Source organism: Mesorhizobium sp. M0145, from assembly GCF_040322355.1.
Classification (GTDB): Bacteria; Pseudomonadota; Alphaproteobacteria; order Rhizobiales; family Rhizobiaceae; genus Mesorhizobium.
Genome location: NZ_JAMYTK010000022.1, coordinates 15,785 through 28,059 on the forward strand (window position 1 = coordinate 15,785; position 12,275 = coordinate 28,059).

10 protein-coding genes and 2 pseudogenes are annotated in these 12,275 nt (G+C 66.0%); 1 reads left to right on the forward strand and 11 read right to left on the reverse strand.

The window, feature by feature from the left end:
- Nucleotides 1–18: 18 nt before the first annotated feature.
- The 3 genes and pseudogenes from nifH to NKJ28_RS25500 all read right to left on the reverse strand — a co-directional run bounded on the left by nifH (nt 19) and on the right by NKJ28_RS25500 (nt 2,951).
- A complete protein-coding gene (gene nifH / locus NKJ28_RS25490) occupies nt 19–912 on the reverse strand; it encodes a nitrogenase iron protein (RefSeq protein ID WP_352565966.1) in 894 nt (297 codons plus the stop codon).
- Nucleotides 913–1,394: 482 nt separating this feature from the next.
- Nucleotides 1,395–2,650: pseudogene (locus NKJ28_RS25495) on the reverse strand (type II toxin-antitoxin system HipA family toxin).
- Complete coding sequence (locus NKJ28_RS25500) at nt 2,625–2,951, reverse strand: helix-turn-helix domain-containing protein (RefSeq protein WP_352503065.1); 327 nt, start codon at nt 2,949–2,951, stop codon at nt 2,625–2,627. Before NKJ28_RS25500 ends, NKJ28_RS25495 begins: the two are co-directional and overlap by 26 nt.
- Before the next feature lie 299 nt (nt 2,952–3,250).
- Between NKJ28_RS25500 and NKJ28_RS25505 the strand changes: the two genes are divergently transcribed.
- Nucleotides 3,251–3,583: a helix-turn-helix domain-containing protein gene (locus NKJ28_RS25505; RefSeq protein WP_352637383.1), complete on the forward strand. Its 333-nt coding sequence runs from the start codon at nt 3,251–3,253 to the stop codon at nt 3,581–3,583.
- A 38-nt stretch (nt 3,584–3,621) separates the two neighbouring features.
- Here NKJ28_RS25505 and fni read toward each other — a convergent pair whose 3' ends face one another.
- From fni to NKJ28_RS25545, 8 genes and pseudogenes are all read right to left on the reverse strand, one after another.
- Nucleotides 3,622–4,725, reverse strand: a complete 1,104-nt coding sequence (fni, locus tag NKJ28_RS25510) for a type 2 isopentenyl-diphosphate Delta-isomerase (RefSeq protein WP_502902218.1) — start codon at nt 4,723–4,725, stop codon at nt 3,622–3,624.
- Between the two features lie 28 nt (nt 4,726–4,753).
- Nucleotides 4,754–5,656: a terpene synthase family protein gene (locus NKJ28_RS25515; protein ID WP_352637385.1), complete on the reverse strand. Its 903-nt coding sequence runs from the start codon at nt 5,654–5,656 to the stop codon at nt 4,754–4,756.
- Nucleotides 5,653–7,203 carry a hypothetical protein gene (locus NKJ28_RS25520; RefSeq protein ID WP_352637386.1) on the reverse strand — a complete coding sequence of 517 codons (1,551 nt, stop codon included), beginning with the start codon at nt 7,201–7,203 and terminating at the stop codon, nt 5,653–5,655. Before NKJ28_RS25520 ends, NKJ28_RS25515 begins: the two co-directional genes overlap by 4 nt.
- Before the next feature lie 147 nt (nt 7,204–7,350).
- Nucleotides 7,351–8,343 carry a polyprenyl synthetase family protein gene (locus NKJ28_RS25525; protein ID WP_352637446.1) on the reverse strand — a complete coding sequence of 331 codons (993 nt, stop codon included), beginning with the start codon at nt 8,341–8,343 and terminating at the stop codon, nt 7,351–7,353.
- Between the two features lie 154 nt (nt 8,344–8,497).
- Nucleotides 8,498–9,841, reverse strand: a complete 1,344-nt coding sequence (locus NKJ28_RS25530) for a cytochrome P450 (protein ID WP_352637387.1) — start codon at nt 9,839–9,841, stop codon at nt 8,498–8,500.
- Complete coding sequence (locus tag NKJ28_RS25535; RefSeq protein WP_352637447.1) at nt 9,841–10,683, reverse strand: SDR family oxidoreductase; 843 nt, start codon at nt 10,681–10,683, stop codon at nt 9,841–9,843. The genes NKJ28_RS25530 and NKJ28_RS25535 overlap by 1 nt, the downstream gene beginning before the upstream one ends.
- A 168-nt stretch (nt 10,684–10,851) precedes the next feature.
- Nucleotides 10,852–10,995, reverse strand: a pseudogene (locus tag NKJ28_RS25540) (ferredoxin); the annotation flags it as partial.
- Nucleotides 10,979–12,268: a cytochrome P450 gene (locus tag NKJ28_RS25545; protein WP_352637389.1), complete on the reverse strand. Its 1,290-nt coding sequence runs from the start codon at nt 12,266–12,268 to the stop codon at nt 10,979–10,981. The pseudogene NKJ28_RS25540 and the gene NKJ28_RS25545, both read right to left, overlap by 17 nt.
- Nucleotides 12,269–12,275 lie beyond the last annotated feature (7 nt).

Consider the following 12,275-nt stretch of genomic DNA (forward strand, 5'->3'; position numbering starts at 1 on the left):
CTCGTTCGGCAGCGGTCGTTACTGTGCGGCCGCCTTGGCCGCTTCCTTGACCTGAAGCTCGGCAAGCATCTGCTCGTCAGTCTTCATGATGCCGAAGTCGAGCAGCATTTCCTCGAGCTCCTCCATGGTGATCGGGGTGGGGATGGTGCCCTGGCCCGAATTGGCATGGATCTTCTCGGCCAGCGCCCGGTATTCCCCGGCCTGCTTGGAGTCCGGCGCATACTGGATGACAGACATCTTCCTGAGTTCGGCGTGCTGGACGATGTTGTCGCGCGGCACGAAGTGGATGAGCTTGGAATTGAGCCTGGAAGCCAGCGCTTCGGCGAGGTCGAGCTCGCGGTCGGTTTGGCGCTCGTTGCAGATCAGGCCGCCGAGCCGCACGCCGCCCGAATGGGCGTATTTCAGGATGCCTTTGGCGATGTTGTTGGCGGCATAGAGCGCCATCATCTCGCCGGACATGACGATATAGATTTCCTGGGCCTTGTTCTCGCGGATCGGCATCGCGAAACCGCCGCACACCACATCCCCGAGCACGTCGTAGGAGACATAGTCGACATCGTCGTAGGCACCGTTCTCCTCGAGGAAGTTGATCGAGGTGATCACGCCGCGGCCGGCGCAGCCGACACCCGGCTCAGGGCCGCCCGACTCCACGCATTTGATGCCTTTGTAGCCGACCTTGAGCACATCCTGGAGTTCCAGGTCTTCCACCGAACCTTCCTGAGCCGCGAGGTGCAGGACCGTATCCTGCGCCTTTGCGTTCAGGATCAGGCGGGTGGAGTCGGCTTTGGGGTCGCAGCCGACGATGAGGATTCTCTGCCCGAGGTCGACAAGGGCGGCGAGCGTATTTTGGGAGGTGGTGGACTTGCCGATGCCGCCCTTTCCGTAAAAGGCGATCTGACGCAGACCTGACATGTAGCTTTCCTTCCTTCGTTCCATTCATCGCGGCTGCCGCGACACGAATGCCGGTCGGGCAGCTGTCGCCGCCTCGCACCCAAGGATTTCAAGACTCGTGCCAATTTGGCTGGTCGAACCGAAGAATAATTTTATGGTTGCTTTTCAGGTATTTAGCTTGAAGCCAAAGAAAGGATCGTCGGAACAAGCCATGTAGCGGACCCGACAATGGCGACACAAAGCGTCGGATCGCGATCCTCAGTCACCGCATTCATTCGAGCCGCATCGTTGTGTTGAGATGGGCGAACAGCATCTCGACCCTTTGCGTTAATTGCGGGATGCTGCGAACCCTTCTGTTCCGGCGAGCTGACGTGCTTGGTCTCGCGTGTCCTCATCGACACTGCGCGGAATCTGCGCGCTCCGCTGGCACACCATCGATCCAGCCATCCATTCGGGGCCACGGGCGATAATTCCGCCATTTCACCAACCCAAGGGGACTCGGCTCACTTATCGGCGCAGGAGTTCAGTATCGGCGTCATCGCCTTCACATGTTCGTCAATCCGCTCGAGCACTTTCGCCGCGACAACGTCGCGCTCAGGCAGATGCCACCAGTGCTCGTTGACGAGTTCGACGGTCTCGACCACTGCCTTCAGGACTGCCGGCTCCGGAAGCCTTGCGCGGTTCGCAAATGCCTTCCATCGCGGTGCTGCTAGCGCCTTGAACGAGCGCTCCCCTCCAAGCGAAAGCGCCATGGCGTCGGCGGGACTATATGGCACGGTCGACAGAACGTCGTAGATTGGTGCAAGCACCGGCTTGTCGCCCTTACCGGGATAAATCAAAGACCAGTTCTTCAGGTGCACGTCGCCATTGCCGGTGATGACCGTCAGCACCAGGCGGCGGACGAATTCGAGAGCAGCCGTAGGCGAGACGGCCGCGCCAAGGGCCAAGGCTATGTCGTGATAAGCGGCTCCCTTATATTTGCGCGAGGGATAGACACCGAAGACCTGAGCGAAATCCTCGATGTGTATCCTCTCGCCATCGGCGCCGCGATCGAAGCGTTTGACGAGAAGGACCTTGCCCTCCGACAGCGTGTTGAATTCTTCGGGAACGCCCTCAAAATCGGACTTCTCGACCAGTTCGCATTCAGGAACCTCCATGCCGATTGCTGCAGCCAGCGCCAGGTTGGCGAATTCGTTCTCGGAAACGCCCGGAAACGCCATCGAAGGGAACTTGGCGATATACCGGCCCTGCTCGTCGCCCATCGGCAAGGTCAGGCCGCCGCCTTTTCCAGTGTTCTTCATGACCGACAGCTTCATCTGCCCGCCGGCAAGTGAAAACCGTGCCTTGGGCTTATCCTTTGAAGCATCCTGCGAAACCGCTATCGCGCCGTCACTGGGCAACGCCCGTACGGCTCCCGGCAGATCGGCGCCCAGCGCCGTTAAGAGATCGAAATCATTGCCTGGCCGCACATTGCCTTCGTGGTGCTTTTCCATCGCCTCGCGCAACTTCTCTTCCGGCAGAAGGTTCGCGAAAAAGCGGGCAAGGCGCCCGCCAGAGGCTTCGGATGTTTCCGCAATCCTCCCGTCGCTGCCCGGAACGACAGGCTGAAAACCGGAAAGCCGCCCGTCGCGCGGTAGGCCTCATCGAAGTTGAATGCATTGAAATCGCCCGGCGTCCTAACGATTGTGCCGATCTTCAGTGCGTTCAAGAGCACGTCCAGCGACGGGATCGTCTTAGGTGCGCGAAAAACTGGAGCCATGATCGTCATCGTCAGGTTGAGGAACAAAGGCGGGTCGATCGTCATCATCATTCGGACGCAATAGGGCCTGGACAGCAGGCACCATGACTTGCGGAACCATCATCATTTCCAGACCGAGCGCGCGAGCGATGTTCATGAGCGTCGTCGCACGCGCCGCTGCGGCTCCCTTTTCGATGTCGCGATAGCGGGGACGGGATATACCCGCCAAATCAGCGACCTGCTCCTGCGTCATGGCAGCGGCCAGCCTCGCCTGCCTGAAAAGCCCGCCGATTTCGCGCAGAATTTCCGATTCAGAGTCCATTATGATACCTACGATCTATTCCAATGCGCGATGATACGCAAAGGTATCTCATCCAGCGAGCAAGTCACACTTGATGATCTGTTCCCGTATCATATAAGAAGAGAATGATATGCAAAGAGATCAATCCTTCATTCGAGGATCTCCGAGGCTTTAGCGCCGCACAGCGAATGGCGTTCCTCCGAGAACAGCTGCTACGGCCGCCCACCGGTGTTCTGCCGAATGGGCCTGGTGCGTACGTTGCTTCGAAAACGGCCAACTGAAAGAACATTTAGCGTACGGCTATTTTGACCTCGGCGCCGATGCGCCGTCCGAAACTAACTCCCTATCAGCGCTCCGAAATCATCGGCATGTTGAACGAGGGCCGTCCGGCAGCTGAAATCGCTCGTCTCTTTCGCGTTCATAGGGCCACCGTCGGGCGGCTCCTTGCCGGTCCCCCGGTGCACCTTCTTCCGACCCCTTCAGGGGCTCAGCTCGGTCGGCGTGACCGATCACCCCGATCAAAGCATCGACATAGGCGTCGAATGCGGCTTCACTCTCGGCTGTCCAGTCGGGCACGGCGGGGCGCTTCCCTGATCCCGAAGCAGCACCCTACAGCCCGAATCCCCCGCATCCGCGACTTTCTGACTCATTAAGAATAGGCGCCCGCCGCCACGTGCGCGCGACGCCGGCATCAACCGACGGGCAGATGCGCCGAGGGCAACAAGCGCGCCTGACGCAACGCCGCCAGATCAGCCGAGCCGGTGCAGAAGCAGGCGACGGCCAACTGGCGGATGACGATCTCGAAATGCGCGACAACCGCCTCGGTGGATACCGAAGCCGCGCGCAGCACGCCGGCTGCCTGCCCGGCGATGTCCGCGCCCAGGCGGATAGCCTTGGCCACGTCGACGCCGTCGCGGATCCCGCCCGACGCGATCAGCTTCACCGCTGGCAGCGCCCGACGTACCGCCTGCACGCTGGCCGGGGTCGGAATCCCCCAATCGGCGAACGCCATCGCCACTGCGCGGTCGGCGGCATCGCGGGCGCGCTCGCCCTCCACCGCGGCCCAACTGGTGCCGCCGGCGCCGGCGACATCGATCACCGCTACGCCCGCCTCGACGAGCGCACAGGCCACCGAGGCGGACAGGCCCGAGCCCACTTCCTTGGCCACGATCGGCACGCCCACGCTGCGCGCGGCGCGAGCGATCTGCGCCAGGACGCCGCGCCAGTCGCGGTCGCCCTCCGGCTGTACCGCTTCCTGCAGCGGATTGAGATGGACGATGAGCCCATCGGCCTCCAGCGCATCCACCGCCCGGCGCGCCAGGTCCAGGCCGTCGGCCTCGCGCAGTTGCGCGGCGCCGATATTGGCCAGCAAGGGAATGTCTGGGGCTAGGCGGCGCAGCGCGCGCGTCAGCCCCTGGGAGTTGCGGGATTGCAGGCTCACGCGCTGCGAACCGACGCACATGGCGATCCCCAAGGCTTGCGCTGCTTCGCTCAGATGCCGGTTGATGGTCTCGGCGCGTGGCATGCCGCCGGTCATGGAGCTGATCAGCAGCGGCGCGCGCATGATCTTGCCCAGCAGCGAGGCGCGCAGGTCGATCTGCGTCAGGTCCAACTCGGGCAATGCGCAGTGTTCGAAACGGATGTACTCCCAGCCGGCGGCCTTGGCCGGTGCCGTTCGCCGCTTGAGCACGACGTCCAGGTGGTCGTCCTTGCGCCGGCTCAAGTTGGTGTCGCTGATGCTCGCTCCTTCCGCCGCATCGGGCGACGGCGTTGCGTCGGGTCGGACCGACGGCAGCGCGCGCACGCCGCCGCCTCCCCCGCGTTCAGGCCGGCGCACGCTGGCCTCCGCCCGCAGCGTCGCTGCGGTAGCGGCTGGTTGAGGTCTGGTAGTAGTGCGCGCGGATGGCCAACATGGCCTCGATCAACGGTCCCCACGGCGCGGGAAAGCGTTCTTCCGCCATCACCCGGTGCAGCATGCGCGTATGGCCGGCCAGCTCGTCGTTGAGGAACTCCAGCACAGGCATAGCCGGATAGAGCTGCAGCAGCAGGATCGCCGCGTTGTCGGCCTCGCCGGCCGATCTATCCTTTTCGCGTCCATGCAGATCGTTCTGCAAGCGCCCTGTCGCGGAGATGAGCCGCAGGATCTGGCGAAACGCCGGACGCGCGCGCAAGGTCGCCATGTCCAGCCCCCACAGCAACGACAGGCAACAGAACACGTTCGTGTAGGCGACCGAATCGATGCCGTTGTGCAGGTACTCGGCGTAGGACCAGCGTTCCGCCCCTGCCGCCTGCGCGTGTCCGGCGCGCAGCGCCGCGCAGTAGCACCGGGTATCGTCGAGAAGCTGAGCATAGTCGCGACGATCGTAGGCGAGCGCGGCCAGCGAAGCGCGCAGCACAGCGCAGCCCTCGAATCCGGGGAGCGCGCACGGCACGCCCTGCCCCAGCGCCTGCTCCACTGCCGCGAGCTGCTCCGGCGCGATCAGGCCAAGGTCGTTGCAATCGTCGAGCCAGAACAGCAGCGCCAGTTCGCGATAGAACGCCACGATCAGCGTTTCGTCCTGCGGATCGCGGCCGGTGCGGGCGCTGGTGTCGCGCAGGCCCGGGTGGATGCGCTGCAGGATGTACTGGCCGCCCCTGACCGCTTCCACGGCATGCTCGTCGGCGAACCCGGTCAGGGAATGCCCCCACTCCAGCACCTGCTGCAGCGCGCGTTCGGTCTGGATCATGGCGCCGCTCCTGCTCCCTCGGCCAGGACGCGCCGCCCCCAACGAAGCGCCAGCCACAACCCGGCGAGTTCGGCCACGCGCACCACCCGGGTGGGGCAATACAGTTCCTTGCCGATCCACAGCGGCGTCTGCGGCAATGCATGCGCCGCATGGCGGGCGAGCATCCACTCCAGCGCACGCGCCACCGCCTGCGCGATGCGCCGGCGCCCTGTCGGCTCTTCGCTCCCGTCCATCACGTGCAACGCGAACAGCGCATAGGCGGTTTCCTCGAATGTGGACGCGCGACCGGCGCCCCAGCCGCCGTCGTCGCGCTGCGCCTGCATGAGCGCCGCCAGCGCGCGCTCGTCGCGCCACTGGGGCTTGCCTTGCGCCAGCGCAGCGACCGCATGCGCGGTGGGATACAGCCACGAAACGTGCCATTTTTCGTTGTCCCATAGACCGTGCGGGTTGCGATTGGCCTCCACGTAGGCGCTGGTGCCGGCGGCGGGCTTTCCCAACAGTCGCAACGCATGCAGGGCATGGATGTTGGTCGACACCGAGGCATTGCGCTCGCCGGGGAAGGTGACGAACAGCTCGCCGATTTCGAAATGGCGCAACGCATCGACCGCCGGGTCGCGGCCTGCAAGGCGCAGGACGCACATCGCAACGGCGGTGTCGTCCGCATCGGCCGCGAAGTGCAAGGCCGGGCCCAGACCGCGCACGCCCAGGCGGGCGTCGAGCTGCGCGACGATCACTAGCACCGCCTCGGCGAGCGCGGGATGCGCGAACAGCCCGGCCAGATGCAGGGTGTACAGCGACCAGCATGGCTCGAATACATTGATCGGCCAGACGTTGGGAAAGACACCTTCGATGCCGCTGCGCGTCGCCCGCGATGCCGCCTGCAGATACGCGTCGGCGCGCCCGACGTGCGGCGTGCTTCCCTGTGTCACGGCGTGCGCACGCCACGCGACGGTGGCCGCCGGACTGATGCCGATGCTGCCGTCGTCATCCGGGCATGCGGTGGTCGGCGACGTCCCCCAGGCTTCCCAGGAGTGCAGCAACGGATGGCCGCTCGGCAACGTCGCCACCGCCCCCAGCTTGACCAGGCACGCTTGCCGCAACGGCAACAGCGCCGGGTGGCGCGGAAACGCCACGCCGCCCAGCAAGGATGCGGCCTCGCCGCACAACTGCGGCAGGATCAGCTCCGCGCCGATCGGCGCGTCTTCCGGCACCGCATGCGCGTAGGGATCGGGCTGGCGCTCGAGGAACCGGGTTGCAGCCTGGACTGCGTCGGCAGTGCCGGGAAGAGGATCGGCACGCTGCAATGCCAGCAACGCCGCCCACGTGGGCGCATGGCGGAACAGCGGGAAGTCCGCGCTTCCCCATCCGCCATCGGCCTGTTGCTGCGCGATGAGCCACGCGTATGCGTCCTGCCGACCGGTGACGTTGCCGTGGAACTGCAGAGCTCGCGCCGTGTCGTAGACGGATGGACCGACGCTGCCGCCGTCGCTCATCTCGCTCAGCAGGTGGCGCAATTCGGAAAGGATCTGTTCGGACAGCGCGTTCACGCGGGATGTTCCTTCTGCAGAGGGCTAACGACAAGCAGGATCGGGCAGACGCCGCGCACGTCGCCGCCGGTTCGGACACAGTGCAGCATGCACCGCCCGCCGGCCGATCGCAGCAGCACAGGGGCGAGTCCATGCGAACGGACGCGCTCATGCGTATGGCGCGGACAGATACACGTTGGCCCGCTGCAGCATCTGCGCCAACCGTTCCGCACGCGGCCCCAGCGGGACGATGGCCTCCCCGGCGTCGCGCAACAAATCCAGCACGAACTGGCGCGCTGCCTGCAGCCCCATAATCGACGCGCAGGTCGGCTTCTGCGCCGCCGCGTCCTTACCGGGGGTCTTGCCCAGCGTCGCGGTATCCGCTGTCGCGTCGAGAATGTCGTCGGCCACCTGCAACGCCAGGCCGAAACAGGCGGTGTACCGATCGAGCGCACAGTACAGCGCAGCGTGCGCGGCATCCTCCGCGATGGAGCATAGCGCGCCCATGCGAACGGACGCGCGCACTAGCGCTCCGCTCTTCATCCGGTGCATCGCCACGATCCTGTCCAGCTCGGCGTGCTTTCCGACCAGCGACAGATCCATGGCCTGCCCGCCTGCGGCACCCTCGGCGGACACCGCCTGCGCTAGTTCGCGCACGAGCGCGATACGGTTGTCGCCCGGCGCATCCAGGCTCGCCAGGGTCAGGAAGGCGTGCGCCTGCAGCGCATCGCCGACCAGGATCGCAGTGGCTTCGCCGAACTTGACGTGCACGGTCGGAAGGCCGCGGCGAAGCACGTCGTCGTCCATCGCCGGCAGGTCGTCGTGGACCAGGGTACAGGCGTGCATCATCTCGATGGCGGCGCCGACGTCGTCGAGCATGTGCGCCGGCGTGTCGGCCAGTGCGCCGGCAGCCAGACAGAGCAAGGCGCGGGTGCGCTTCCCGCCATGCAAGGTGGCGTAGCGCATCGCCGCCATCAGCTCGGTCTCACCGTCGTCTTCGGCGCAGAGGAGACGCGCCAGCGTCTGTTCGACCCGCTTTGCGCCGTCCTGCATCCAGATCTCCGGCAGCAGCCTGCCGGATGCGCCGCGCGCCTGCGCGCCCAATCCGCCGAGCGCGGAAACGCCAGTTCGGTCGTCGTGTAGCGTGGAACCGGTCTGCATGTTTTTCATGTCCTTGTACCTGACACGAGATGGCCACAGCGAGCGCCAAGCCGCAGCGGTGTTGCCGGCGTCGCACCGAGCGCGTGCGCTGAGTGCAGCAATGCCGCGCCTCGCCGGCGCCGCTGCCTCGCCGCACGGGGCATGCGATGCCAGCTCATGAGAAGCCTATGCGGATTGCCATGGACGGATGTGCGGTCGGGTAATACCGCCGGCCTTTTTCGACGCCGCTCAGCAACCGCGGCCGCACCCCGGCCTTGTGCATGATCAGCGCCAAGGCGATGCAGAACTGCACCATTTCCAGCCATACCAGGTGGTAGCCGATGCAGACGTGTGGGCCGGTACCGAACTGCAGCATGTCCACCGGCCGGATCGGCTCCGTGCGATGCAGCCACCGCGCCAGGCGGAACTGATCAGGCGCCTCGTGCAGCAGCGCCGAGGTCGAGAAATGCAGCAGCGGGATGCACAGATGGGTGCCCGCGGGAATGCGCCGTTGGCCGAGTTGCAATTCCTGCAGCGCGCGACGAGGCAGGAGCGTGGTCGCCGGATGCAGGCGCAGCGTCTCGCGGAACAGCGCCTCGGCGACCGGACACTGCGCCAGGTCCGCGTGCCGGGTCGGCACCACGCCCACGCGTTGCGCCTCCTCGACCAGGGCGTCCCACAGCACAGGCTGCCGCGCCAGCTCGATCACCATCCAGGCCATCGTCGAGGCAGTGGTGTCGTGACCGGCAAGCAGCAGCAAGCGGATATTGGCGACCAGGACGTCATCGGAGAGCCCATCGTCGCTGCGGTCGAAGACGCTCACCATGTCGTTGATCAACCCGGTGCGCGCAGCATGCGCGCGCGCGTCGCGAACGAACTGGCGCAACTGCGCGTCGATCCAGTCGCGGGCGGCGCGGCCGCGCCGCAAGGGCAGTCCGGGCAGGTCGACCGGGGGCGCGACGATCAACTGCAGCAGTTGCCGGTACTTGCGATGCCATCCCGGCAGGTCCTGCGTGGGGATTCCCATGAGGCTGAAGATGAGATTGAGCATCAGGTCGCCGGTTTCGCGCAGGATGGTTGCCTCGCCGCGGTCGCGCCACGCCTGCACCCGCGCCCGGATGACGGGCGCGAACAGGTCGCCGATGCCGGCCTGGGTCAGCCCCTTGGGCAGGAACGCCGCCTTGATCGCATCGCGCGCCTGCCGGTGCGCGCCGCCGTCCTGGGCAACCAACGTTCCGCCAAGCAATTCGGGCGCGATCTCTTCGATCAGCGCCGAGGACACGTCCTTGTGCCGGAGCAGTGCGAACGCTTCCGGATCCACGCAGGTCATCAGGTGTCCGGCAGGGCCGAAATCCAGCCAGAAGTGGCTGCCCAGCGTCCGTTCTGCGCGCTGCAGCAGGCGCGGCAGGTCGCAGACAATGGCGGGAAGATGCCCGACCAGGGGGAAAGCGCCAGGCATGACCGGGATGTCGCATCGCAGCCGGTGCCGACGGTTGAGTGGGTTGAGCAGCATGTCCATCAGCAGCGCGCCGCCGCCGCCGATTCGGTGTCGCCGGCAGGGCGCGCGGCGCAGCTGTTGCCACCGTCGGCGTATGTCGGCACATGCGCCAGCATGCCGCCATCGATGCACACGACCTGGCCTGTGATAAACGCAGCATCGTCGGAGAGCAGGAACGCCACGAGCGCGGCCACGTCCTCGGGGCGGCCGACGCGCTGCAGGAGCTGGTGCCGGCGCAGATGCCGTTGCATGCACTCGTCCAGCTTGGCGAGGAGACGCTCGGTCATGACGAGACCCGGCGCAACGGCGTTGCAGCGGATCTGCGCATGACCGTATTGGGTGGCGAGCGAAGCCGAGAGCATGTTCATCGCCGCCTTCGACGCGGCGTAGGACGTCTGCGCCGTGTCACCGCTGAGCCCCTGGCACGACGACATGTTGACGATCGCGCCACCGCCGCGGGCGATCATCCGTGGGATGGCCTGCCGGCAGCAGAGCAGCGTGCCGCGCAGATTGGTCGCCATGGTCTGATCCCAGACTGCCAGGTCCAGGTCGAGGATCGCGCGGTCGCGCGGGGTCAGATGCATGGCGCTCGCATTGTTCACCAGCAGGTCGACCCCCCCGAAGTGCCGCTCCGCCGTCTCAAACAGCGCTGCTACCGCCTGCTCATCGGCGATATCCATGGCTATGGGCAGCGCGTGGCCTGCTTCGGCCGCGATCTGCGCGGTGCAGGCGATGGCCGCCGAGCCATCAATGTCGGCCACCACCACTCTGCCGCCCTCGCGCGCGATGGCGAGAGCGCATGCCTGGCCGATGCCGGCGCCGGCGCCGGTCACCACGGCCACCTTGCCTTCAAACCGTCCCATCGTGTCTCCTGAATTGCATTGGTCTTTCGCAGCATGCCGCTGGGCCTGCTCCGGAGAAGGCGCAGGGTCGGCGCTGGCGCGCTCGTCATGGCCAGCGTCGCTTTCGATGACCCGAATGGCGGCGACCGGGCACTGGTTGGCCGCAAGCCGCACGGCGGCGTGCAGCGCCTGCGGGACCGTCGCCACGCACACTTCGGCCACGCCGTCCGGTTCGCGCTGGCGAAAGGTGCCCGGCAGCGTCAGCACGCACTGCCCGGTAGTTCCGCACAGATCCTGATCGACCAGGACGCGCATCTCAGCCCTCCTGCCCATGCAGCCGCACCGGCAGCGCGCGGAACGTCCTAAGGAACGCGGAGGGCTCCCGCGTCGGCTGCTCGGCCAATGCCAGCGTGGGGAAGCGCGCCTGGATCCGCGGCAGGCTCTCGGCCAACTGCACTCGGGCCAGTTGCGCACCCAGGCAGAAGTGGATGCCGTGGCCGAAGCTCAGCATGATCTTCCCGTCGATCGACATGCCAGGACTGGTGCCGTAGAACCGCACGGGATCGAAGCGGTCGGGATCGGCGAAGGCGTCCGGGTCGCGATTGCCGGCCGCGATCAGCACGCGCACGTCCGCGTTCTTCGGGATCACCACGCCGCCCAGTTCGATGTCGCGCTGGGCGATACGCGGAATGGAGCTGAACATGGCGGGCGCGTCGTAGCGCAGGGCTTCTTCGACGAATGCCTTCACCCCCACGGCATCTCCCTTCAGCCAGTGCCGCTGTTCGGGATACGCCAGCATCGCCAGGACCGCATGGCCGATGGCCGCGGCAGTGGTGGCGAAGCCGCCCAGCAGCATGCCCCAGAGCATGCTGATCAATTCCGCATCCGACAGCATCTCGGCATCGTCGTCGTGTGCGCCGACCAGCATTGACACGATGTCGTGGCAGGAATCGGTGCGCTTGCGCTGTATGAGGTCGCCGAAGTAGGCCTGCACTCTGGCGCTGGCCGCGTCCCCCGCAGCGAGTTGGGGATCGCTGGCGTGCGGGCTCAGGCCTTCCAGAATGGCGCTGATGCCGGTGACGAGCCCGAGAATGTCGTCCGGGGGCATGCCGAACAGTTCGCCGAAAACCAGCATGGGCAAGGCCAGCGCGAATTCCTGATGCAGGTCCACTGCCTCCCCGCGCTCCAGTGCGGGCGCCATGCCGTCCAGGCGCGCTGCGACAATGCGAGCGATGGTCGGCCTCAGGTTGTCGATCTGGCCGATGGTGAAATCGCGCGAGATCAGCCGGCGCAGACGCGTATGCGTTGGAGGTTCCTTCATCGCTAAAGTGGACGCCAGCAAACTTAGCGACAGGCTGGTCGCCGCACGCGGGAAATAGCGCGCCAGTTCGCCTGGTGCCGGCCCCCGAAAAGCATCGCCCGTTGCCTTGAGCGCCGAGTAGATGTCGGCGTGGCGGCTCAACAGAAAGAGGCCCGACGCCGCGCGATGTACCGGATCGTGCTCGCGCAACCACCGCATGAATGGGTACGGATCCTGAATGCACCCTGGCGACGCCAGTTCGGCGAAGGCGTCCCGGCATGCTGCCGTGGTTTCTTGCACGTCCATCTTGGTC